Annotated in this window: 20 protein-coding genes; 11 read left to right on the top strand and 9 right to left on the bottom strand. The window is 62.2% G+C overall.

Annotated elements, in window-relative coordinates:
- Positions 1–119 precede the first annotated feature (119 nt).
- The 5 genes from CIK76_RS10235 to CIK76_RS10220 all read left to right on the top strand — a co-directional run bounded on the left by CIK76_RS10235 (position 120) and on the right by CIK76_RS10220 (position 7,158).
- Positions 120–2,084, top strand: coding sequence for a M13-type metalloendopeptidase (locus CIK76_RS10235; protein WP_255248427.1), 1,965 nt, complete (start codon positions 120–122; stop codon positions 2,082–2,084).
- A gap of 121 nt (positions 2,085–2,205) precedes the next feature.
- Positions 2,206–3,720: a lysine--tRNA ligase gene (gene lysS / locus CIK76_RS10230; protein WP_096285986.1), complete on the top strand. Its 1,515-nt coding sequence runs from the start codon at positions 2,206–2,208 to the stop codon at positions 3,718–3,720.
- Positions 3,721–3,725: 5 nt separating this feature from the next.
- Positions 3,726–3,893 carry a hypothetical protein gene (locus CIK76_RS19395; protein ID WP_176484165.1) on the top strand — a complete coding sequence of 56 codons (168 nt, stop codon included), beginning with the start codon at positions 3,726–3,728 and terminating at the stop codon, positions 3,891–3,893.
- Between the two features lie 138 nt (positions 3,894–4,031).
- Positions 4,032–4,352: an Lsr2 family protein gene (locus CIK76_RS10225; RefSeq protein WP_096285984.1), complete on the top strand. Its 321-nt coding sequence runs from the start codon at positions 4,032–4,034 to the stop codon at positions 4,350–4,352.
- Positions 4,353–4,644: 292 nt separating this feature from the next.
- Entirely contained in the window at positions 4,645–7,158 is a 2,514-nt protein-coding gene (locus CIK76_RS10220; RefSeq protein WP_096285982.1) for an ATP-dependent Clp protease ATP-binding subunit, read from the top strand.
- A gap of 70 nt (positions 7,159–7,228) precedes the next feature.
- On the opposite strand, the gene CIK76_RS10215 is transcribed toward CIK76_RS10220, so the two are convergent.
- Genes CIK76_RS10215 through CIK76_RS10200 form a run of 4 tightly spaced genes read right to left on the bottom strand, consistent with a single transcriptional unit; the run spans position 7,229 to position 9,729 of the window.
- Positions 7,229–7,675, bottom strand: coding sequence for a DUF1801 domain-containing protein (locus tag CIK76_RS10215; protein ID WP_096285980.1), 447 nt, complete (start codon positions 7,673–7,675; stop codon positions 7,229–7,231).
- 9 nt (positions 7,676–7,684) lie between these two features.
- A complete protein-coding gene (locus CIK76_RS10210) occupies positions 7,685–8,092 on the bottom strand; it encodes a VOC family protein (protein WP_096285979.1) in 408 nt (135 codons plus the stop codon).
- 47 nt (positions 8,093–8,139) lie between these two features.
- Positions 8,140–8,529 carry a helix-turn-helix transcriptional regulator gene (locus CIK76_RS10205; RefSeq protein WP_096285977.1) on the bottom strand — a complete coding sequence of 130 codons (390 nt, stop codon included), beginning with the start codon at positions 8,527–8,529 and terminating at the stop codon, positions 8,140–8,142.
- Positions 8,530–9,729, bottom strand: a complete 1,200-nt coding sequence (locus CIK76_RS10200) for an MFS transporter (RefSeq protein ID WP_176484164.1) — start codon at positions 9,727–9,729, stop codon at positions 8,530–8,532. It lies immediately after the preceding gene.
- A gap of 115 nt (positions 9,730–9,844) precedes the next feature.
- Here CIK76_RS10200 and CIK76_RS10195 point away from each other — a divergent pair, with 115 nt between their 5' ends.
- A complete protein-coding gene (locus CIK76_RS10195; protein WP_255248426.1) occupies positions 9,845–10,351 on the top strand; it encodes an amino-acid N-acetyltransferase in 507 nt (168 codons plus the stop codon).
- On the opposite strand, the gene CIK76_RS10190 is transcribed toward CIK76_RS10195, so the two are convergent.
- Entirely contained in the window at positions 10,348–11,148 is an 801-nt protein-coding gene (locus CIK76_RS10190; protein ID WP_096285975.1) for a DUF1206 domain-containing protein, read from the bottom strand. The two genes, CIK76_RS10195 and CIK76_RS10190, sit on opposite strands and share 4 nt — an antisense overlap.
- 53 nt (positions 11,149–11,201) lie before the next feature.
- Complete coding sequence (locus tag CIK76_RS10185) at positions 11,202–12,110, bottom strand: A/G-specific adenine glycosylase (protein ID WP_096286059.1); 909 nt, start codon at positions 12,108–12,110, stop codon at positions 11,202–11,204.
- An 86-nt stretch (positions 12,111–12,196) separates the two neighbouring features.
- Here CIK76_RS10185 and CIK76_RS10180 point away from each other — a divergent pair, with 86 nt between their 5' ends.
- A complete protein-coding gene (locus CIK76_RS10180) occupies positions 12,197–12,799 on the top strand; it encodes a hypothetical protein (RefSeq protein ID WP_096285973.1) in 603 nt (200 codons plus the stop codon).
- Here the strand turns inward: CIK76_RS10180 and disA are convergent.
- Genes disA through CIK76_RS10165 form a run of 3 tightly spaced genes read right to left on the bottom strand, consistent with a single transcriptional unit; the run spans position 12,796 to position 16,458 of the window.
- The gene (disA, locus tag CIK76_RS10175; protein WP_096285971.1) at positions 12,796–13,869 is read right to left on the bottom strand and encodes a DNA integrity scanning diadenylate cyclase DisA; all 1,074 of its coding nucleotides are present in this window, start codon (positions 13,867–13,869) and stop codon (positions 12,796–12,798) included. The two genes, CIK76_RS10180 and disA, sit on opposite strands and share 4 nt — an antisense overlap.
- A gap of 33 nt (positions 13,870–13,902) precedes the next feature.
- Positions 13,903–15,297 (bottom strand): DNA repair protein RadA, encoded by a 1,395-nt coding sequence (gene radA / locus CIK76_RS10170; protein ID WP_096285969.1) that lies wholly within the window; start codon positions 15,295–15,297, stop codon positions 13,903–13,905.
- A gap of 30 nt (positions 15,298–15,327) precedes the next feature.
- Positions 15,328–16,458 carry an FUSC family protein gene (locus CIK76_RS10165; protein ID WP_096285967.1) on the bottom strand — a complete coding sequence of 377 codons (1,131 nt, stop codon included), beginning with the start codon at positions 16,456–16,458 and terminating at the stop codon, positions 15,328–15,330.
- A gap of 216 nt (positions 16,459–16,674) precedes the next feature.
- Between CIK76_RS10165 and pstS the strand changes: the two genes are divergently transcribed.
- From pstS to pstB, 4 genes are all read left to right on the top strand, one after another.
- A complete protein-coding gene (gene pstS / locus CIK76_RS10160; RefSeq protein ID WP_096285965.1) occupies positions 16,675–17,790 on the top strand; it encodes a phosphate ABC transporter substrate-binding protein PstS in 1,116 nt (371 codons plus the stop codon).
- A 105-nt stretch (positions 17,791–17,895) separates the two neighbouring features.
- Positions 17,896–18,831 (top strand): phosphate ABC transporter permease subunit PstC, encoded by a 936-nt coding sequence (pstC, locus tag CIK76_RS10155; RefSeq protein ID WP_096285963.1) that lies wholly within the window; start codon positions 17,896–17,898, stop codon positions 18,829–18,831.
- A gap of 8 nt (positions 18,832–18,839) precedes the next feature.
- Complete coding sequence (gene pstA / locus CIK76_RS10150) at positions 18,840–19,964, top strand: phosphate ABC transporter permease PstA (RefSeq protein ID WP_096286057.1); 1,125 nt, start codon at positions 18,840–18,842, stop codon at positions 19,962–19,964.
- A gap of 48 nt (positions 19,965–20,012) precedes the next feature.
- Positions 20,013–20,792: a phosphate ABC transporter ATP-binding protein PstB gene (gene pstB / locus CIK76_RS10145; RefSeq protein WP_096285961.1), complete on the top strand. Its 780-nt coding sequence runs from the start codon at positions 20,013–20,015 to the stop codon at positions 20,790–20,792.
- The last annotated feature ends 75 nt before the right edge of the window (positions 20,793–20,867 follow it).

Here is a 20,867-nt window from a genome sequence, read left to right as displayed (position 1 = left end):
TGGGGGCCTCACCTGTTTAAGCCTTCGGCGCATATACGTGCGACTTCCTTCGGGCTAGAGATCTAATAGATACAGTGAATAATAGGTACTGCTAGATCCGCTATATAGGGAGCCCCTCGTTGACGACAGATGCGCTGAAATATCGTGATGATTCCATCCGCCCCCAGGACGACCTCTACCGTCATTCGAACGGAAAGTGGTTCGAATCGGCTTCCATCCCGAGCGACCAAGGGCTCTACGGATCTTTCATGGAGCTTCGCGACGACGCTGAAGACGCGGTCCACGCGATCATTACAGATGCAGTCAAAGCCCACGATTCCGGATCAGAACTAGCGGGTCCGTCACAGCGTATTGCCGATTTATACGGTAGTTTCATGAACGAAGAAGTCATCGAACAGCGCGGTGCTGATCCGGTCGCCGAATACCTGCAGGCAATTTCGAACGTTTCAGATGTCGAATCCCTGCTTGAGCTTTCTGGCTCCTTCTATCGCAAGGGCATAAGTGGCTTCCTAGCCTCGGGAGCAATGAACGACGCCGGAAACCCGGAACGAAACCTGTTGACCTTCTTGCAGGGCGGTCTCGGGTTGCCAGATGAGTCCTATTACCGCGAAGAACAGTTCGCACAGACCGTCTCCGACTATGAAGAACACCTAACCCGTCTGCTGGCGCTCGGCGGCATTCCCGATCCAGCGCAGGCGGCAGCCTCCGTGACTGCGTTGGAGACCAAGATAGCCAGTCATCACTGGGATCGGGTGAAGGTCCGTGATGCTCAGGCACGCTATAACCTCATGACCGAAGAAGAAGTCTTCAAGTTGTTCCCCGGCCTGCGTACCTGGCTGAAGGGCGCCGGCATCGAATCGAAGTACTCTGCCGAGGTAGTATTCTGGCAGCCAAGCTACTTCGAAGCGCTCTCCGGTTTGCTCGGCGCAGAACCCCTGGAGAGCTGGAAGAACTGGCTCACCGTTCAGGCGCTGCGCTCCTTCGCACCATACCTGTCCAGTGCGTTTGTAAATGAGAATTTCTCTTTCTACTCGGCCAAGCTCGGTGGGGTGGAAACGCTGAAGGAACGCTGGAAGCGTGGTGTCGCCTTCACCGAAGGCGGCGTAGGCGAGGATATTGGTCAACTCTATGTGGCCAAGCATTTCCCACAAGAAGCCAAGCATGCGATGGATGCACTGGTTGAGCGGCTTATCGAGGCCTACCGCATTTCGATCTCGAATCTGCCGTGGATGGGAGCGGAGACCATCGAGAAGGCCCTTGAGAAGCTGTCGATGTTCCGGCCTAAGATTGGCTATCCCAACGAGTGGATCGATTACTCCTCAGTCGAGACCGACCCCGTGGACGTCATCGCGAACCTTGCGGCCGCGAACGAATTCGAATTCAAGCGTGAGCTGAAGAAGATCGATGACGGGGTGGACCGCGAACTCTGGTTCATGTATCCGCAGACCGTCAACGCCTACTATCATCCGCTGCTCAATGAGATCGCCTTCCCGGCTGCCATTTTGCGCTTGCCATTCTTCGACAAGGACCGTGACGTCGCCTCGAACTTCGGGGCGATCGGTGCGGTCATCGGACACGAGATCGGCCATGGGTTCGATGACCAGGGCTCACAGTATGACGGAACCGGCCAGCTAACCAACTGGTGGACCGAGGAGGACCGCGCGGCTTTTGAGCAGCTCACCGGCAAGCTGGTCGACCAGTACAACGCTTTGCGCCCCACCGAGGCGCCGGACCACCAGGTGAACGGGGAACTGACGCTCGGCGAAAACATTGGTGACCTCGGCGGGCTGGGCATCGCCTACCGGGCCTACAAGCTTGAGCTGGCCGCCCGCGGCATCGAAGAGGACGAGGTGATCAACGGTGTCACCGGCGATCAGCGCTTCTTCTACTCCTGGGCCGAGTGCTGGCGCACGCTGATCCGACCGGAGACCGCAGTGGTGCGTGTGACCACCGACCCGCACGCGCCGGGCGAGTTCCGCTGCAATCAGGTGCCGAAGAACCTGGCTGCATTCCACGAGGCCTTTGACACCAAGCCGGGCGATGGAATGTGGCTTGATCCGGCAGATCGAGTGACCATCTGGTAGTACCAGGCAAGGCGCAGGGAGCGATCTCTGCGCCTTGAATTCGTTAAGGCGCGGAGATCACCGTGTAAGGCGCATCATGATCCTGCCAAATGACTAAGAATGGCAAGTAGAATGGACTATTGTGACTTCCCAAAATAATTCCGCAGATAGCACCGATCCAAACGACCAGCGTCAGGTCCGCATCGATAAGCGCAACGCCCTGCTGGCGAACGGCGAGGAAGCCTTCCCGGTTGGGGTGGCACGCACTCATACCTTGCAGCAAGTCCGCGAACAGTTCCCAGAGCTCGAGCCAGATCAGGCGACCGGCGTCAAGGTCGGTATCGCCGGACGCATCGTCTTCATGCGCAATACCGGAAAGCTCTGCTTCGCCACCGTGCAGGAGGGCGGCCCGAAGGGTGCCGGCACCCGCCTGCAGGTTATGCTTTCGCTGGCAACTGTCGGCGAAGAGCGCCTAGCCCAGTGGAAGTCCCTGGTCGACCTCGGTGACCACGTATTCGTGACCGGCGAGGTAATTTCTTCGCGTCGCGGCGAACTGTCGGTGATGGCAGATGGCTTCGAAATGGCTTCCAAGGCCCTGCGCCCGTTGCCGGTGCTGCACGCAGACCTGAACGAAGAAACCCGTGTGCGTCAGCGCTATGCGGATCTGATCGTTCGCAACGAAGCCCGCGAAATGGTGTACAAGCGCGCGGCGATCATCCGTGCGGTGCGCAGAACCCTCGAAGACCACGAGTACGTCGAGGTTGAGACCCCGATGCTGCAGCTGGTGCACGGTGGAGCCTCGGCCCGCCCATTCAAGACGCACCTGAACGCTTTCGATCAGGAAATGACCATGCGCATCGCCTTGGAGCTGTACCTCAAGCGTGCAGTGGTTGGCGGCGTGGACAGGGTCTTCGAAATCGGGCGCATCTTCCGCAACGAGGGCGTGGACTCCACTCACTCGCCGGAATTTACCATGCTTGAATGCTACGAAGCCTACGCGGACCAGTATGTGATGGCGGAGCGCATGCAGCAGATGATCCTGAATGCGGCGGACGCCATCGGTGCCGGTCGTACCATCGAGACCGCGAACGGCACCATTAACCTGGACGGCGAATGGCGCTGGTTGAGCGTGTACCCGGGCCTCTCCGAAGCCGTGGGTGTGGAGATCACCCCAGAGACCGACGCCGAGGTATTGCGTGGCGTCGCCGAAAAGCACCAAGTCAAGATCGACCCAGCGTGGAGCGCGCAGAAGCTTGTCATCGAACTATTCGGCGAGATCGTCGAGCCGAAGCTGATCGACCCGACCTTCGTCTGCGATTACCCGCCACTGGCGCAGCCGCTGGCGCGGCCACACCGTTCAAAGCCCGGCGTCATTGAAGCGTGGGACTTGATTATCGGTGGCATGGAGCGCGGTACCGCGTTCTCCGAGCTGATCGATCCAGTCATCCAGCGTGAGCGCCTGACCGAGCAATCGTTGTTGGCTGCCGGTGGCGACCCGGAAGCAATGCAACTGGATGAAGACTTCCTGCGCGCACTGGAGTACGGTGCCCCACCAATGGGTGGTATCGGATTGGGCATCGATCGACTGGTTATGCTCTTCACCGACCTAGGAATTCGCGAAACGATCCTGTTCCCATTACTCAAGCCGGAGGCATAAATCCCATGCCATATGTAGAGGCAATTGTTCCAACTATCGTGCTGGCGCTCATATTTTGGTATGCGATCAAGGCGATTTCAAACGCTGATCGGAATGAGCGTAAAGCCCAGGCCGAAGCCGAAGCTAAAATCGCACATCATGGTAATTCAGAAACCAGCACGTCCGGAAATTAGGATAATCCTAGTAATTACCTCTTAATTGTTTGATGCGTTCGAATTTATTGCAAAATCTGACTATACTTGATTTTTGCAATGAACTTTGAGTTCTTATGGACTTAGTTCAGCAAATCCACGCATGGAGGAATAAGAATAATGGCACGTCAGGTTCAGATTGCCCTGATTGACGACATTGATGGCAGCGAAGCGATTGAGTCGATTTCGTTCAGTATTGCTGGTCAGCACTACGAGATTGACTTGAACTCGGAGCACGCCGACGAATTCCGTGCGGCCCTAGAGCCATATATCGATGCTGCGCGTTCGGCTAAGCAGAGTAGCGCGAGCGAGGCTCCTGCAATTCGCGCATGGGCCAAGGAAAACAACATTAAGGTCAACGCCCGCGGGCGCTTGAATGCTGATGTTGTTGACGCCTATAACGCAGCTATGCGTAAGGGTAGTCGGGGTCGCGCCAAGTAATTCACTAGGTGTTGAATTAGTCTCTGCAAAGGGTCGGAGTATCGAAAGGTACTCCGGCCCTTTGCCTGTATCACGACTAGATTACGAAGATTTTGATTGGTGCACCAATCAAAATCATTTGCTTGAAGATAGAACAAGTAAATTGACGATAAAATTTGTCTGACAGATATTGGTTTGCCATTCGAATAAACCGTCATCTAGCCCTGCGGGTTATCCCTATGGCGAACAAGGGCGCATTGTGGCCCCGCGGTGCGTAGCATCGAATTATTGGTAAGCAAGGAGTGTGCCGAAGATGTTTGAGAGATTTACCGACCGTGCCCGTCGAGTTGTCGTGCTCGCCCAAGAAGAGGCGCGCATGCTCAACCACAACTACATCGGCACCGAGCACCTGCTGCTCGGTCTTATCCACGAAGGTGATGGGGTCGCCGCCAAGGCGCTCGAATCGCTGAATATTTCGTTGGGTGCCGTGCGTGAGCAGGTGCAGGAGATTATCGGAAAGGGCCAGCAGGCACCTTCCGGTCACATCCCCTTCACTCCACGCGCCAAAAAAGTTTTGGAGCTCTCGCTGCGTGAAGCGTTGCAGCTGGGGCATAACTACATTGGAACCGAGCACATCCTGCTCGGCCTGATCCGCGAGGGCGAGGGCGTCGCAGCCCAGGTGCTGGTGAAGTTGGGTGCCGACCTCGGTCGCGTACGCCAGCAGGTCATCCAGCTGCTCTCGGGTTATCAGGGAAGCAAGGACACCGCCTCGGCTGGTGTCAGCTCCAGTGGCCAGCAGGAGGGAACTCCTGCCGGCTCGGCAGTGCTGGATCAGTTCGGCCGCAACCTCACCGCAGCCGCCCGCGAGGGCAAGCTGGACCCGGTGATCGGTCGCGAGCACGAGATGGAACGCGTTATGCAGGTCCTCTCGCGCCGTACTAAGAACAACCCGGTCTTGATCGGTGAACCTGGTGTCGGCAAGACCGCGGTTGTCGAGGGCTTGGCCCAGGCAATCGTGCGTGGCGACGTGCCGGAGACCATCAAGGACAAGCAGCTGTACACCTTGGACCTCGGTTCGCTGGTGGCCGGCTCGCGTTACCGTGGTGACTTCGAAGAACGCCTGAAGAAGGTGCTCAAGGAGATCCGCACCCGCGGTGACATCATCTTGTTCATCGACGAGATCCACACCTTGGTGGGTGCCGGTGCCGCCGAAGGCGCAATCGACGCGGCCTCGATCCTGAAGCCGATGCTGGCCCGCGGCGAGCTGCAGACCGTTGGCGCCACCACGCTGGATGAGTACCGCAAGAATATCGAGAAGGACGCGGCGCTTGAGCGCCGTTTCCAGCCGATCCAGGTCAAGGAGCCTTCGGTCGAGCTGACCACGCAGATCCTGCGCGGCCTGCGTGACCGCTACGAGGCGCACCACCGCGTGTCCATCACCGACGGCGCCCTGCAGGCTGCCGCCACGTTGGCGCACCGCTACATCTCGGACCGATTCCTTCCGGATAAGGCCGTTGACCTGATCGACGAGGCGGGTGCACGACTGCGCATCCAGCGCATGACCGCCCCGCCGGCGCTGAAGGAAATGGACGAGGAAATCGCCACCGTGCGACTGGAGAAGGAAGCTGCGATCGATGCGCAGGACTTCGAAGGTGCCGCTTCGCTGCGCGACAAGGAGTCCAAGCTCATCGAGGCCCGAAACGAGAAGGAAAAGTCCTGGCGCAACGGCGACCTGGATGAAATCTCCGAGGTCACCGAGGATCTTATTGCCGAGGTGCTAGCTAACTCGACCGGTATTCCGGTAGTGAAGCTGACCGAGGAAGAGTCCACGCGCCTGATGAACATGGAAGAAGAGCTGCACAAGCGTGTCGTCGGCCAGGACTCGGCGATCAAGTCGATCAGCCAGGCGATCCGCCGTACCCGCGCAGGCCTGAAGGATCCGAACCGCCCCGGCGGCTCGTTCATCTTCGCCGGCCCGACCGGCGTGGGCAAGACCGAGCTGGCCAAGGCGCTGGCCGAATTCCTCTTCGGTGAGGAAGACGCGCTGATCACCTTGGACATGTCCGAGTACTCCGAGAAGCACACCGTGTCGCGACTGTTCGGTGCCCCTCCGGGCTACGTCGGTTACGAAGAGGGCGGACAGCTGACCGAGAAGGTGCGCCGTCGTCCATTCGCCGTTGTGCTCTTCGACGAGGTGGAGAAGGCCCACGCGGACCTGTTCAACTCCTTGCTGCAGATTCTGGAAGACGGCCGACTGACCGACTCCCAGGGTCGTGTGGTGGACTTCAAGAACACCATCATCATCATGACCACCAACCTTGGTACCCGCGACATCTCCAAGGGTGTGATGACTGGTTTCCAGTCCGCCTCGGACACCAAGACCGGTTACGAGCGGATGCAGGCCAAGGTCCAGGAGGAGCTGCGCCAGCATTTCCGCCCGGAATTCCTGAACCGTGTTGATGACACCGTGGTCTTCCCGCAGCTGAGCCAGGATGAGATCGAAGAGATCGTTGATCTATTCATCGCACGCCTGTCCAAGCGCTTGGACGACCGCGGCATGACCATCGAGCTGACGCAGGCCGCACGCAGCCTGCTCGCCGAGCGCGGTTACGATCCTGCAATGGGCGCACGCCCGCTGCGCCGCACGATCCAGCGCGATATCGAGGACCAGCTCTCCGAGCGAATCCTGTTCGGGCAGATCGTCACCGGCCAGAAGATCACCGTAGACGTCGAAGGCGAGGCGGAGACACGCAAGTTCACCTTCCACGCCGAGGGCGGCAACGGCCAGCTGGAAGGCGAGCCGGCACCGGCAGCGCTGGAAAGCTAAGGCGAAGCATAAAGCACTGCGGGTGCGGCTTTCGGAGAAATCCGGAAGCCGCACCCGCGGTGCTTTTTAATTAGTTTCCGACGGCCTTCGTCACCAGCTCGGCGAGCATCGCGGCCTGCTGGTCGTTCAACCCGGTGATCGCGAACGAGGTGGGCCACAGCGTTCCCTCATCGAGCATCGCCACATCGTTGAATCCGAAGGTCAGGTAGCGGGCCTCGAACTTCTTCGCATCCTGAATGAAGCACAGCACCTTGCCATCGAGCGCGTAGGCGGGCATGCCATACCAGAGCTTTGGCTCCAGCTGCGGCGCGTTGGCGATGATGAGCTCGTGCAGGCGCTGGGCCAGTTCCTTATCCGTACCTTCGAAGGAGTCGATCTTCGCTTCAAGATCCTTGCGCGCCTGCTCCTGCTTCTCGGCTTTGGTCATGCGCTTCTTCGGCGCCTTTACCTCCGCCGCGCGTTCCTTGATTGCGGCCTTCTCGGCGGCGCTGAATCCCGACTGGTCTGTATCCGGCATGCTTTTCTCCTAGGTAACCTGGTTGATGCGAACCATATTGCCCGAGGGATCGCGGAAGGCGCAATCCCGTGGCCCCCACGGCTGGTCCACGGGCTCTTGCAATACCTCCGCACCGCTGGCGCTCAGCGATTCGAAGAGCGAATCCACGTCGGGAACCGAAAGCACCAAACCGCCCAGCGCACCCTTGGCGATAAGCTCCCCGAGGGCAGCGGCGTCTTCTGCGGAGCGCCCCGCGCCCGGAGCGGAAAGCACCAAGTTCAGCCCGGGCTGACCCGAAACGGCGAGGGATACCCAGCGGAACCCGCCGTGAGCCACGTCGGAGGCTACCGCTAAACCGAGCGCGTCACGGTAGAAAACCAGGGCCTCATCAACGTCGAGAACCGTCACGGGAACATACTGCACACTAATATTTGTCATGATTTCAGCCTAGCGGCGGGATTTCCGCCCGGCTTCTTCAAAACTGCTCAGAATCGCGGCGGACGCAGCAGGATCTTGGCGATGCAGGCGGGAATCTCTTCCGTCGCCGAATGCTCGCGCTCGCGATAGGCCGAAGGGGACTGCCCAACCACCTCGGTGAAACGGCTGCTGAAAGAACCCAGCGAGCTCCAGCCGACCTGCATGCAGGCATCCGTCACCGACACCCCGGCGCGCAGCAGGTGCATGGCCCGCTCGATACGCCGGGTCAGCAGGTAGGAATACGGCGTTTCGCCATAGGCGCGCTTGAACTCGCGGGAGAAATGCGCGGGGGACATCAGCGCACGAGATGCCATGGCCGGCACGTCCAAGGGGTCGGCATATCTGCGGTCCATCAGGTCACGGGCCCTGCGCAGGTGGGCGAGCGTCTGCAAATCCATTTAGGCGCGCTTTCGGAAGACCAGGTAGAGCCCCAAGAGCACGCAGCACAGGTAAATTCCGGTGACCGCAATCCACCCGGCGGTGAATCCGCCAGGCGAAGAGATCAGCGCGCCCATCAGCAGCGGGCCAAAGGTGAAGCCGGCGAATTGCCCGGCCGAGACGATGCCGGTGGAGCTGCCCAGCGACGCCGCAGGCACGGTGCGAAGCAAAGCCGCCATCAGCACCACCGAGACGCCCAGCGCCGCCGCACCGTGCAGGATCACCGCCAGCCACAGCAGCCACGCCGAGTCCTGCACCTGAGCCTGCCAGAAGGTCACCCCTCCGCTGGTAGCCAGCAACGCCAGGGTGAGCAGCAGCTTCGGCGCGGAGACCCCGCGTGCCATCAGCGCGCCCCAGCCGATGCGGGCGCTGACTCCGAAGGCGCCGGCCACTGCGGCGGTCAGGCCGCCAAGCAGCAATGAAAAGTCCAACTCGCGCACCGCAAAGAGCGGAAGGTACACGTTGGTCGCCTGCACCCCCAAGCCGTTGATGAAGCCGAAGACGGTCAGCGTGACGACGATAAAACGGGTGGACGGGCCGGTAGCGGTTGCCGAGTTCTCCCGCTTGATGCTCGGGGCGGCCGGCAGCATGGCGGTGGCGTTGACCAGCTTCACCGCGAGCACACCGAGCACCCCTGCCAGCACCGCTCCGGCGAGCGAGGCACCGCGCCAACCCACCCAAGCTGCCAACAGCGGGAATCCCAGGCTGCCTACCAGCTGGCTCACCTGCACCCCGGATTGCTTGACCCCGGTCCAGGTGATGCGCTGGGCAACTGGCACGCGTTGGACCAGCACCCGATTGGTCACCCCATTCGGGAATGACTGGGCGAACCCGGCGAGCATGGCCGCGATCAGGAGTACCGCATAGCCGCCGGGAAGCGCAACGAGCGCCAGCGCGGCCGCGGCCAGGCCGAAGATGATGATGAATAGGGTGGTGTCTTTTTGCCGGTCCGCGAAGGAGCTGAAAGCGGCGTTGCCGACGGCTGCGCAACCGAAGCACACGGTAGCCAGCAAGCCGAACTGCGCCTCACTGATTTGCAGGTCGCGGATGACAAGGTCACTGGTCGCGCTCAACCCGTAGGTGAACAGCGGTGCAATGCCCACCGCCGCGAGGAGTACCAGCAGCAGGCCGGCTCCGGGTTTGGCCATATGCCGTTGCATGATGCTCCTTGATTTGAACTTGTCCGTCCTTAGTGTTGCATATTGCCTAGCTGATGTGTCACAAAAAAGACGTGAATGCTTGGGTGACGTTGACCGCGCGAATAGTATTTGGCAGGTGAATACTTTTACCGTCCGTTCAGCCCGTACCAGCGATGTTGCCAAAATCAGGGATCTTGTTCGGCCCTTGGCGGTAGACCGGATTCTGCTGGATAAGGAGTCGGTGACCTATTACGAGTCCATTCAGGAGTTCGTGATCGCCGAAGACGCAGGCGGGGAGGTAGCCGGCTGCGGCGGCCTGCATGTGATCTGGGAGGATATCGCCGAGATCCGCACCCTCGCCACCGGTGCCCGGTACCGCGGGCAGGGGGTGGGGCATGCGCTCATCGAGGAATTGCTGCGCCGGGCCAAGGCCGTCGGAGTTTCACGGGTCTTCTGCCTGACCTTCGAGGTGGCCTTCTTCGAACGTCACGGGTTCACCGTCATGGAGGACCAGTCGGCGGTAGACCATGAGGTGTATCAGGAACTCTTGCACTCACGGGATGAAGGCGTCGCGGAATTCCTGGATCTGGCCCGCGTGAAGCCGAATACGCTGGGCAACACTCGAATGATCTTGGCCTTCTAGTCCATCGAGTCAAAACGCGCGCGGAAGAAAAGGTAGAGGGCGTAAGCCAGCAGGCCCACGCCGATCGTCGTGAGGATTGGTGCTCCGAAGCTTTGCTCACGGATCGCTTTCAATGCTCCGTCCACACCGGTGGCCTCTTCGGGGTCCTGCTGGATCGTTGAGCTGATGAACAGCAAGCCGAGGGCTGCAAGTACCAGCCCCTTGGCCACATAGCCGATGGTTCCGCTGATCCTGATGGCGGGGGAGAACACGGTTCCGCCGGAGGCCGAGAGATCGGCCAAGAACTTTCGGGTCGCACCCTTGTAGGCGTAGTAGCCGGCCATGGCGATCAGGGCCAAGCCCAAGGCGATCAGCGCGATCCGCCCGAGCGGATGGCCCATCAGTTCGGCGCTGAAGCTGCTTGCCGTTTGCCCGGAGTCGCTCCTGCCGCCGAGCGCGTAGCGGCCAAAGGTGCCGCCGACCACGATGAAAACCAGACCCGTAGCCACATATTTGAGTCGGCCAAAAAGCTTCTCCTGTTCGAATAAAGCCTGCCCGAGATGCCAGAATCCCAGCAGCAGGGCCCCGGCGGCGCAGACCCACAGCAGCACTTCGCCAAAGGGTTGCGCGGCAAGCGCCTGCAGCGCACCGCTCTGGTCGGCTTCCGCCGACCCGCCGGCGGCCAAGAGGACCGCGAGGATGCCAAGGACCCCATGCAGCAGGCCGTTCGCGGCGTAGCCCAGGCGCGCGGCGCGCTCAAACCAGGGGTGATCGGCCGCCATGCGGGCGGCGTGAACTGCGTCGGCTGAACCTTTCATAGGCACAGCATAAGTTGGCCGGGCGCTAAATGCGAGATGCGGTGCGCACCGGCTCAGCTTGGCAGCCGCACCCCGGCTGCATCGTCAATCGCCAGCCCGTCGTGCAGCAGCCCGGCTAGCGCACGTTCGCGCTGCTCAAGCGGGGATTCGAGTTTGCCTAGCGCAACGTACTTGGCGTGCTCCTGGCGTGCGAGGTCGGCTAGGAAAGTTTCGCGCTGCACGGGTTCTTCGTGTTCGCGCAGGATCGCCATGATTGCCCCGCGAACCTGCCGGTCGGTACCCTTCCAGGCTTGCCCCTTGGGGGCATAGTGCGGGGCCGGCTGTCCGGCCTTGATCCACGCGCAGTGCTCGAAAACCGGGCAAGTCTCGCATTTAGGGGAGCGGGCGGTGCAGATCAGCGCGCCGAGTTCCATTACCGAGATGTTCCAACGGTTCGCGGTTTCGGTGTCTTCGGGCTGCACCTGCCGGGCGCGGGCGAACTCGCTGGCCCGCGGGTTCGGTTCGGGCAGGGCCATCGCGCCGAAGAGCCGGGCGTGCACCCGGCGAATGTTCGTGTCCACCACCACGGTGCGCTGCCCGTAGGCGAAGCAGGCGATCGCCGCGGCGGTGTACTCGCCCACCCCCGGCAGGGTCCGCAGCCGCTCTTCGGTTTCGGGGACGATGCCGTTGTATTCGGTGGTAATTTCGATGGCCGCCGCATGCAAGCGCATGGCCCGGCGCGGGTAGCCTAGGCGCCCCCAGGCTTTGAGCGCCTCGGATAGTGGCTCCGCGGCAAGATCTTGGGGCCGCGGCCAGCGGCGCATCCACTCTTCCCAGACGGGCTGCACTCGTACTACGGGGGTTTGCTGCAGCATAAATTCACTGACCATGACGGCCCACCCGGTGACTCCGGGGCGTCGCCAAGGAAGGTCGCGGGCGTTGGCGGAGTACCAGTCATTGATAAGGCGGTGGATTTCTTGCACGTACTCCACTCTAAGCGAGCCGATTCACGGTGCGGAATCGGCTCGCATTACCGCGCTGCGGGCCAGAGATGAACTAGCCTTAAGCTATGAGCAATGCATCGGGGGCAAAATCGGCGGCGAGCGTATATCGCCGACGGCGCATTGCCGTGGTCGCGATCGCGCTGGCTATTGTCGGATTGCTGGTATGGGGCGCCGTTGCGCTGGCCGGAATCCTCGGGGCCAGTCCGGCAGGAGCTGGCGATCCGCAAGCCGCGCCGACCAACTCGGCAAGCCCCAGCGAATCAGCCGAACCGAGCTCGGACGGAAAATGCGCGGTGGAAGAGATCGAAATTACCGCGCAGACGGATGCCGGCTCCTACGCCACCGACAAGCAGCCTGTGCTCATCCTCGGAATCGAGAATAGCTCGAAGCGTGAGTGCGAGCTGAACGTGGGCACCACGCAGCAGGAATTCTTGATTACCAGCGGCAACGATCGGATCTTCTCCACGGTCGATTGCCTCACCGACGGCGAAGACGTACAGCTCATGATGAAGCCGGGGCAGAAAGAATCTGCGCGTTTCTCCTGGTCCCGGCAGCGTTCGGCCCCGGGCTGCAAGTCGGTCAACGTGCAGCCCCGCCCGGGAACCTACAAGTTCACCGCGGCCTTGGGCGAAAACAACTCGGAACCCGTCACTTTCCAACTGGACTAGATGTAGCGGTCCAGCAGCGAGGATTCGGCCATGCGGGCCAACCCCTCGCGGATCGAGCGTGCACGCTGTCCGCCAACCCCTTCGATTTCCATCAGAGACGTAGTCGAAGCGGCCATGAGATGCTGCAGGTTATCGAAGGCGGCTACCAAGCGCTCGCCGATAGCCTTGGGCACCGTGCGGATTTGCGAGAGCAGCCGGTAGCCCTTCGGGGTGAGCTGGTCATCTTGGCTCACCGTCGCGTGCGGGAACAGGATCTTGGTCAGCGCCTCCAGCTCGATCAACTGCGAATCGGAAATCTCATGCAGCTTTTCAAGCGCCGCATCGATATCCAGCTCCGCGCCCTCGGCGTTGGAGTAATCACGCAGGATCAGCTGGTTGTCGGTCTGGATCCCGGCGAGCAGCTCGGCATGCTGAGCTGCCAGCAAGCGGCCATCCACACCGAGTTCGAGCACGTGGCGGGAGATCTCTTCGCTGGTGCGCCGCAGCATCTCGGTGCGCTGCAACACCGCAAGCACCTCGCGCACCGTGGCAACGTCCTCGATTTCGGCTGCCGACAGGGCGCTGGTCACCTGATCCAGGCGGTGCCGATAGCGTTCCAGGGTGGCCACCGCCTGATTGCCGCGAGCCAGCAGCCGCCCGCTGGTTTCCAGCACGTAGCGCTCGCCGGCGGCATAGAGGGTGATGGTGTGCATCGACTGGGACACCGAAATCACCGGGAAACCTGTCTGCATCGCCACCCGCTCGGCCGTACGGTGCCTGGTGCCCGACTCCTGGGTTTCGATCACCGCGTCCGGCATCAGCTGCACGCCGGCTTGGAGCAGCTGCTTGCCGGTTGCGTCAAGAATGATCGCCCCGTCCATTTTCGCCAGTTCGCGGATCCGGGTCGGGGCGTATTCGGTATTGATGCGGAAACCGCCGGAGCAGATGGACTCGACCACCCGGTCGTGGCCGAGGACTATCAGCGCTCCGGTGCGTCCGCGCTGGATGCGTTCGAGACCTTCGGCAAGTTCGGTTCCCGGGGCGATGCGGGCCAGGGTGGAGAGCAATGCGGGGGTGGGGTGCAGTTTCACCGTGCGTCCTTTCAGCGGGCAGCAACCCCCATTTTATCGCGTGGAGTTCTGCCTTTGGGTAAAGGCGACATCCAGGGCCTCGGCGATCGACTCGACCTGGAAGACGCGGATGCCTGCCGGAATGTTTTTCAGCGGCTCGGGGGTGGCCGGAGCCATGGCGAAGGAGAACCCCAAGCGGGCCGCCTCGGTGATGCGGCGGGAGATCTCCGGAACCTGGCGGACCTCACCGGCCAGGCCCACCTCGCCGAAGGCGACGAAGTCCTGCGGGAGCGGGAATTCGTTCATCGAGGAAGCGATCGCCAGGGCGCAGGAGAGATCGGCAGCCGGTTCGGAGATTTTCACTCCGCCGACGGTGGCGATATAGGAATCCATGGAGGACAGATCCATGCGGGCACGCGCTTGGAGGACCGCGAGCACCATCTGCGCACGGGCCGGATCCAGGCCGCTGGTCGCGCGGCGCGGGGCCGGTGCGGTAGAGCGCGAAAGCAGCGTCTGCACCTCGGCGACCAGCGGGCGCCGGCCCTCCAAGGTCACCGTGATGCAGGTGCCGGGCACCGGATTGCGGGTTCGCGTGACGAAGAGTTTCGACGGGTCGGTCAGCGATTGGATGCCATCTTCATTCAAGTCGAAGCAGCCCACCTCGTCGGTGGCGCCGTAGCGGTTTTTCAGCGCGCGCAGGATGCGCAGCCGGGAATGCTTCTCCCCGTCGAATTGACAGACCACGTCCACCAGGTGCTCGAGCAGGCGGGGGCCGGCTACCGAGCCTTCCTTGGTCACATGCCCGACCATGATGGTGGTCATCGCGCGGGTCTTTGCCGCGTTGATGATGGAGGCGGCAACCTCACGCACCTGCGAAACGCCGCCGGCGGAACCATCGATCTCGGCCGAGGAGAAGGTCTGCACCGAGTCCAAAACCAGCAGCTGCGGGTCGATCTCGCGGATCTGCCCGAGGGCCAAGGACAGGTCCGTTTCGGCCGCCAGGTAGAGATTGTCCGCGATGGCGTTGATGCGCTCGGCGCGGGATTTCACCTGCGCCGCGGATTCTTCGCCGGTTAGATAGAGCACGCGAAGCCCGGTCTGGGCGGCCTTCGCCGCGACGTCGAGGAGCAGCGTGGATTTGCCCACTCCGGGCTCGCCGGCGAGCAGGATCGCCGCGGCGGGCACCAAGCCGCCGCCAAGCACCCGGTCCAGTTCGGAGACGCCGCTGCTGCGGAAAGCCGCCGCGGAACCGTCTATTTCCGAGATGGGCTGGGCAAGGTTCGCGACCTTCGCCGCCGGGGCGGTGCGAGCGGTTACCGCACCGACTTCCTCCACCGAACCCCAGGCCTGGCATTCGCCGCAACGGCCGACCCATTTGATCGTCGTCCAGCCGCATTCGGCGCATTTATAGCTTGCTGAAGACTTGCTGCGTGTCGAGGTCTTGGCCATGTACCAATGCTATCGAGGCCGGCGGACAATTCAGCTCAGGCGGGGCAGCGGCCCGACAGCTTCTTGGTGATCGCGGCCGGCGGCCTGCAGGAGGTCGACGACCAGCGGACGCAGGAGCAGCACCAGCCCTTCGCCTTGGAGCCCCTCGACGCCCAGCTCCCGCGGGTCAAGCTGGGCTGCCACGGCTTCGAGCTGGTGGCGTGCGGCCTTCTCGAATTTTCGCTGCCCCGCCACGGTGGGTTCGCGCACCGAATGGGCCATGGTGTTGACCGCCTCGGACACATCGCGCAGCAGCGGTGCCACATTCTGCGCCCCCTCGGCGGTCAGCGCGCCGTTGCTGAGCACCGAGGCTAGGCGGCGGGCGAAGACGCGGCTATTGCGCGCGGCACGGTCGTAGTGCTCCAGCCGCAAGGCGAGCCGGGCAAGTTCGTGCCGGTGCCTGCGTGCCGTGGGGGACAGGGTGGCGATTTCCTTGGCCACGCGGAAGGCCGACGGTAGCTTTTCGACGTGGCGTTGCGTGGCGCGCGCCTTGATCAGGGCGTGGAAGGCCGAGCGGTGATCGTCGTCCCGCACCGCCCAGGAGCATTCGATCATCGCCTCGGAAAGTTCCTTGAGCAGATCCGACAGGGCGCCGATCGGGGTGCGCCGCGGATCGCTGGGCCATAGCACGATGATCAGCAGCGCCAGCACGGAACCGGTCATGGCGTCGAACGATCTGGCGAAGGGCCCGTCCGCGCTGATCGGCAGCAATACCACCAGGGCGGATTGCATGCCCAGCTGGGTGGAGAAGATCGCTCCCGAATCCAGGTAGCGGGCAACGACCAAGGACAGCGACATGACCGCCGCGGCCTGCCAGATGCCCTGCCCCCACCAGTGCATGAGCCCATCGCCCAGCGCCACGCCGAGCGTGCAGCCCAGGGCCACCTCGGCGGTGCGCCGGGTGGTGGTGGCGGCCCCGAAGCCCAGCGAGATCAGCGCGCTGGTGGCGGCGAAGATGGGATCCGTGTGCCCCCAGATCGCCGAGGCTATCCAGAACGCGCCGATTGCCCCCAGGGTCATGCGCAGGATGCGCGGCAGGGAATTGCGCGCGCGCACCAGCCCGGAACGGTTGCGTTGGGCCAGGAACTTGCTCACGCGTTGCGGAATTCGTGCTTGTGGCATGTGACTAGTGTTCCATGAGCCGCCGTGACGTGGAGCACTGGCAACGAGGTTATTGCGGCAGTGAGCGAGCTCACGGTGCGTTCGAAAGGTTGTTAACCTTTTGTTCACCTTCGCCGGGTCAGCTGGTTACCTCGGGCGTTTAACGTCGTATACGAAGCGTGGCAGATGTCCGCTGCTGGTTCTACTTAGATCATCGACAAATGGGGAGTTATACTCGTGAAGCTCAATCGTTTTGGCAGCGCAGCTGCAGTCCTTTCCGTCGCCGCGCTCGCGCTGACCGCCTGCGGATCCGACAACCCGACCGCAGCCGCTGGCTCCGAAGGTGCAGACAGCTCGGCGGCAGCCGGCGTCACCGGCACGCTGACCGGCATCGGCGCCTCCAGCCAGAACTCGGCCATGGAAGCCTGGATCACCGGCTTCAAGGCCGAGAACGCGGAAGCCAACGTGCAGTACTCGCCGGATGGCTCCGGCGCGGGCCGCGAAGCATTCCTCGCAGGCGGCGCGCAGTTCGCCGGCTCGGATGCCTACCTGAAGGCCGATGAAGCAGACAAGGCCAAGGAAGTTTGCGGTCCCGAGGGCGCATTCAACATCCCTGCCTACGTCTCCCCGATCGCGATTGCCTTCAACCTCGAGGGCGTCGAAGAGATCAACATGGATTCGGCAACCATCGCCAAGGTGTTCAAGAAGGAAATCACCAAGTGGAATGATGAGGCTATCGCCAGCCAGAACCCAGAAGTTGAACTTCCGGACACCGCCATCACCGTGGTCCACCGCAACGACGAATCCGGCACCACCGAGAACTTCGTCGAGTACCTCTCCGCCGCTGCCGGCGATGTCTGGGACTACGACGTTTCCGGTGACTGGCCAAGCGACATCCAGTCGGAGAACGCCAAGGGCACCTCCGGCGTGGTTTCGACCACCACCTCCACCGATGGTGCCATCACCTACGCCGATTTCTCCGCGGTAGGCAACCTGTCCACCGTAAACGTGAAGGTCGGCGAGGAATACACCAAGATCTCGGCCGAGGCGGCAGCCAAGGCGCTGGAGACCGCGACCCCAGTCGAAGGCGCAGCCGAGATCGATCTGGCGCTGGACCTGGAACGTGACACCACCGAAGCCGGCACCTACCCAATCGTGCTGCTTTCGTACCACATCTTCTGCACCACCTACGAAGATCAGGCTACAGTTGACCTGGTAAAGGCCTTTGGCAACTACGTGATCTCGGAAGACGGCCAGAAGACCGCTCAGGACTCGGCGGGCAACGCGCCAATCTCGGCGGCAATCGCCGAGAAGGCCGCGAAGTCGTTGGACGCAATCACCGTCGCCAAGTAGTAACAACGCAGCACCGCGTGGGCGGATCGAAGTGATTCGCCCACGCAACCCCCTCCACCCCACGACCTCGCAGTCGTAACCCCCTCCCTTGTAAAGGCTCCTGCCATGACTACCAATGCTTTGAAAAGCAAGTCATCGACCTCGGGTCAAGCGGGCGACAAGATCTTCTCCGGAACGGCATTAGCCGCCGGGGTGCTGATCCTAGTCACGCTGTTCGCCGTTGCGATCTTCTTGCTCATTCAGGCCCTGCCGACGTTTGTCGCCGATCCGGCCGACATTTCCGGCGGGGAAGGCTTCTTCGCCTACATCTGGCCGATTGTTATCGGCACCGTGATCGCCTCGGCGATCGCAATTCTCATCGCCACTCCCGTCGGTATCGGAGTGGCCCTGTTCATCTCGCACTTCGCCCCGCGTAAGGTCGCCGGCCCGCTGGGCTACGTCATCGACCTGCTGGCCGCGATCCCTTCGGTGATCTACGGCGCCTGGGGTTATATGGTGCTCGCCCCGGCACTTGTTCCGGCCTTCGAATGGCTGGCAGCGAACCTGGGCTTCATCCCGATTTTCGCCGGTCCTGCCTCGCAGACCGGTAAGACCATGCTCACCGCAGGCATCGTGCTGGCGGTCATGGTATTGCCGATCATCACCTCGCTGAGCCGCGAAATCTTCTTGCAGACCCCGAAGCTCCACGAGGAGGCGGCCCTGGCTTTGGGCGCCACCCGCTGGGAAATGATCACCACCGCGGTGATCCCCTTCGCCCGTCCGGGAATCATCTCCGCGGTCATGCTGGGCCTGGGGCGCGCGCTGGGTGAAACCATGGCGGTAGCCCTGGTGCTCTCCACCGGCAACCTGATCCCATCGCTGATCAAGACCGGCAACCAGACGATCGCGGCAGAAATCGCGTTGAACTTCCCCGAGGCTTTCGGGTTGCGTCTGGCCGAGTTGATCGCCGCCGGCCTGGTCCTGTTCATGATCACCCTGATCGTGAACATGATCGCCCGTGGCATCATCGCCCGGCACAAGGAATTCTCGGGAGCTAACTGATGAGTGTCATGACTGCCAACACCCAAGCGGCCCAGCCGACCCCGCCGAGCCGCAAGCGCAATTCGCTTTCCAAGGGAAAGCTGCCCCGCTGGGCGGTGCCCGCCACCGCGGCCGGCGCGATCATTGTCGGCGCCGCGTTCTCCACGCTGACCGGCTTCAGCGTGGCAACCTTCGCGATCTACTCGGCGGTGCTCTTCGTGATCGCCGGTACCGTGCTCACCTCGGTGGTCGAGGGCAGGCGCCAGGGCCGCAACGCCATGTGGACCTACCTGATCTACGGGGCCTTCCTGCTGGCGCTGATCCCGCTGGCCTCGGTGCTCTACACGGTGCTGGAAAAGGGATTGCCGGGGATGAACTCGCACTTCCTGTTCAGCTCCATGAACGGGGTCACCGGTGCGGTGGACAACCAGAGCGTAGCGGACGGCGCGCCGGTCATCGGCGGTGCCTACCACGCGCTGTTGGGCACGCTGATGATCACCTTGTGGGCTACCGTGATCTCGGTTCCGGTGGGCATGCTCACCGCGGTCTATCTCGTCGAATACGGGAAGAACGGAGTGCTGGCCAAAGCCATTACCTTCTTCGTCGACGTGATGACCGGTATTCCGTCCATCGTGGCCGGCCTGTTCGCCGCCGCGTTCTTCGGACTGCTCCTGGGTCCCAACGCCCGCATGGGCATCGTCGCGGCGGTAGCGCTCAGCGTGCTGATGATCCCCACGGTGGTACGCTCCACCGAGGAAATGCTCAAGATCGTTCCGAACGAGTTGCGCGAGGCGTCCTACGCGCTGGGTGTGCGCCGCTGGCGCACCATCTTGAAGGTAGTGATCCCGACCGCGATCTCCGGTATCGCCTCCGGCGTCACCCTGGCTATTGCCCGCGTGATTGGCGAGACCGCACCGATCCTGGTGACCGCAGGCATTGCCAGCAGCATCAATACGAACGTCTTCGCAAACTGGATGTCCACGCTGCCGACCTTCATCTACTACCAGATCCTGACTCCGACCAGCCCGACGAATATCGACCCTTCGGTGCAGCGCGCCTGGGCCGCTGCCCTGCTGCTGATCCTGATGGTGATGGCGCTGAACCTCGGTGCCCGATTGATCGCCTCGCTGTTCGCCCCGAAGAAGGGCCGTTGAGCCGCTAGGCTCCGGCACTCACCCCACTAGATTTTCAAGGAATACATCATGGCAAAACGTATCGACGTCAAAGATCTGAACGTCTACTACTCCAAGTTCCTCGCTGTTGAAGACATCTCGATCAACATCGAGCCAAAGTCCGTCACCGCGTTCATCGGCCCCTCGGGCTGCGGCAAGTCGACCTTCCTGCGCACGCTGAACCGCATGCATGAAGTCATCCCCGGCGGCCGCGTCGAGGGCGAGGTGCTGCTCGACGGCGACGACCTCTACGGCCCAGGCGTTGACCCGGTGACCGTGCGCAGCCAGATCGGCATGGTCTTCCAGCGTCCGAATCCGTTCCCCACCATGTCCATCAAGGACAATGTGCTGGCCGGAGTGAAGCTGAACGGCAAGAAGATCTCCCGCTCCGATGCGGACTCGCTGGTGGAGAAGTCCTTGCGCGGCGCGAACCTGTGGAACGAAGTCAAGGATCGTTTGGACAAGCCAGGCTCCGGGCTCTCCGGTGGCCAGCAGCAGCGACTGTGCATCGCGCGCACCATCGCGGTGAAGCCCGACGTGATCTTGATGGATGAGCCTTGCTCGGCGCTGGACCCGATCTCCACGCTGGCCATCGAGGACCTGATCAATGAGCTGAAGAGCGAATTCACCGTGGTGATCGTGACCCACAATATGCAGCAGGCCGCGCGCGTTTCGGATCGGACCGCGTTCTTCAACATCGCGGGCACCGGCAAGCCGGGCAAGCTCATCGAGTACAACGAAACCGCTGCCATCTTCTCCAACCCGGAGCAGAAGGCCACCGAGGATTACGTCTCCGGACGCTTCGGCTAAAGATTTCGTCTCCTGCCCCTATTGCGACGGGGCGGCAGACGGACCGGAAGGGGGGTCTTCCGGGGATCCTGGAGG

The organism is Glutamicibacter sp. BW80 (assembly GCF_002332385.1).
Lineage (GTDB): Bacteria > Actinomycetota > Actinomycetes > Actinomycetales > Micrococcaceae > Glutamicibacter.
The sequence above is the reverse complement of the archived record's forward strand: the minus strand, read 5'-3'. Positions and strand labels throughout refer to the sequence as shown.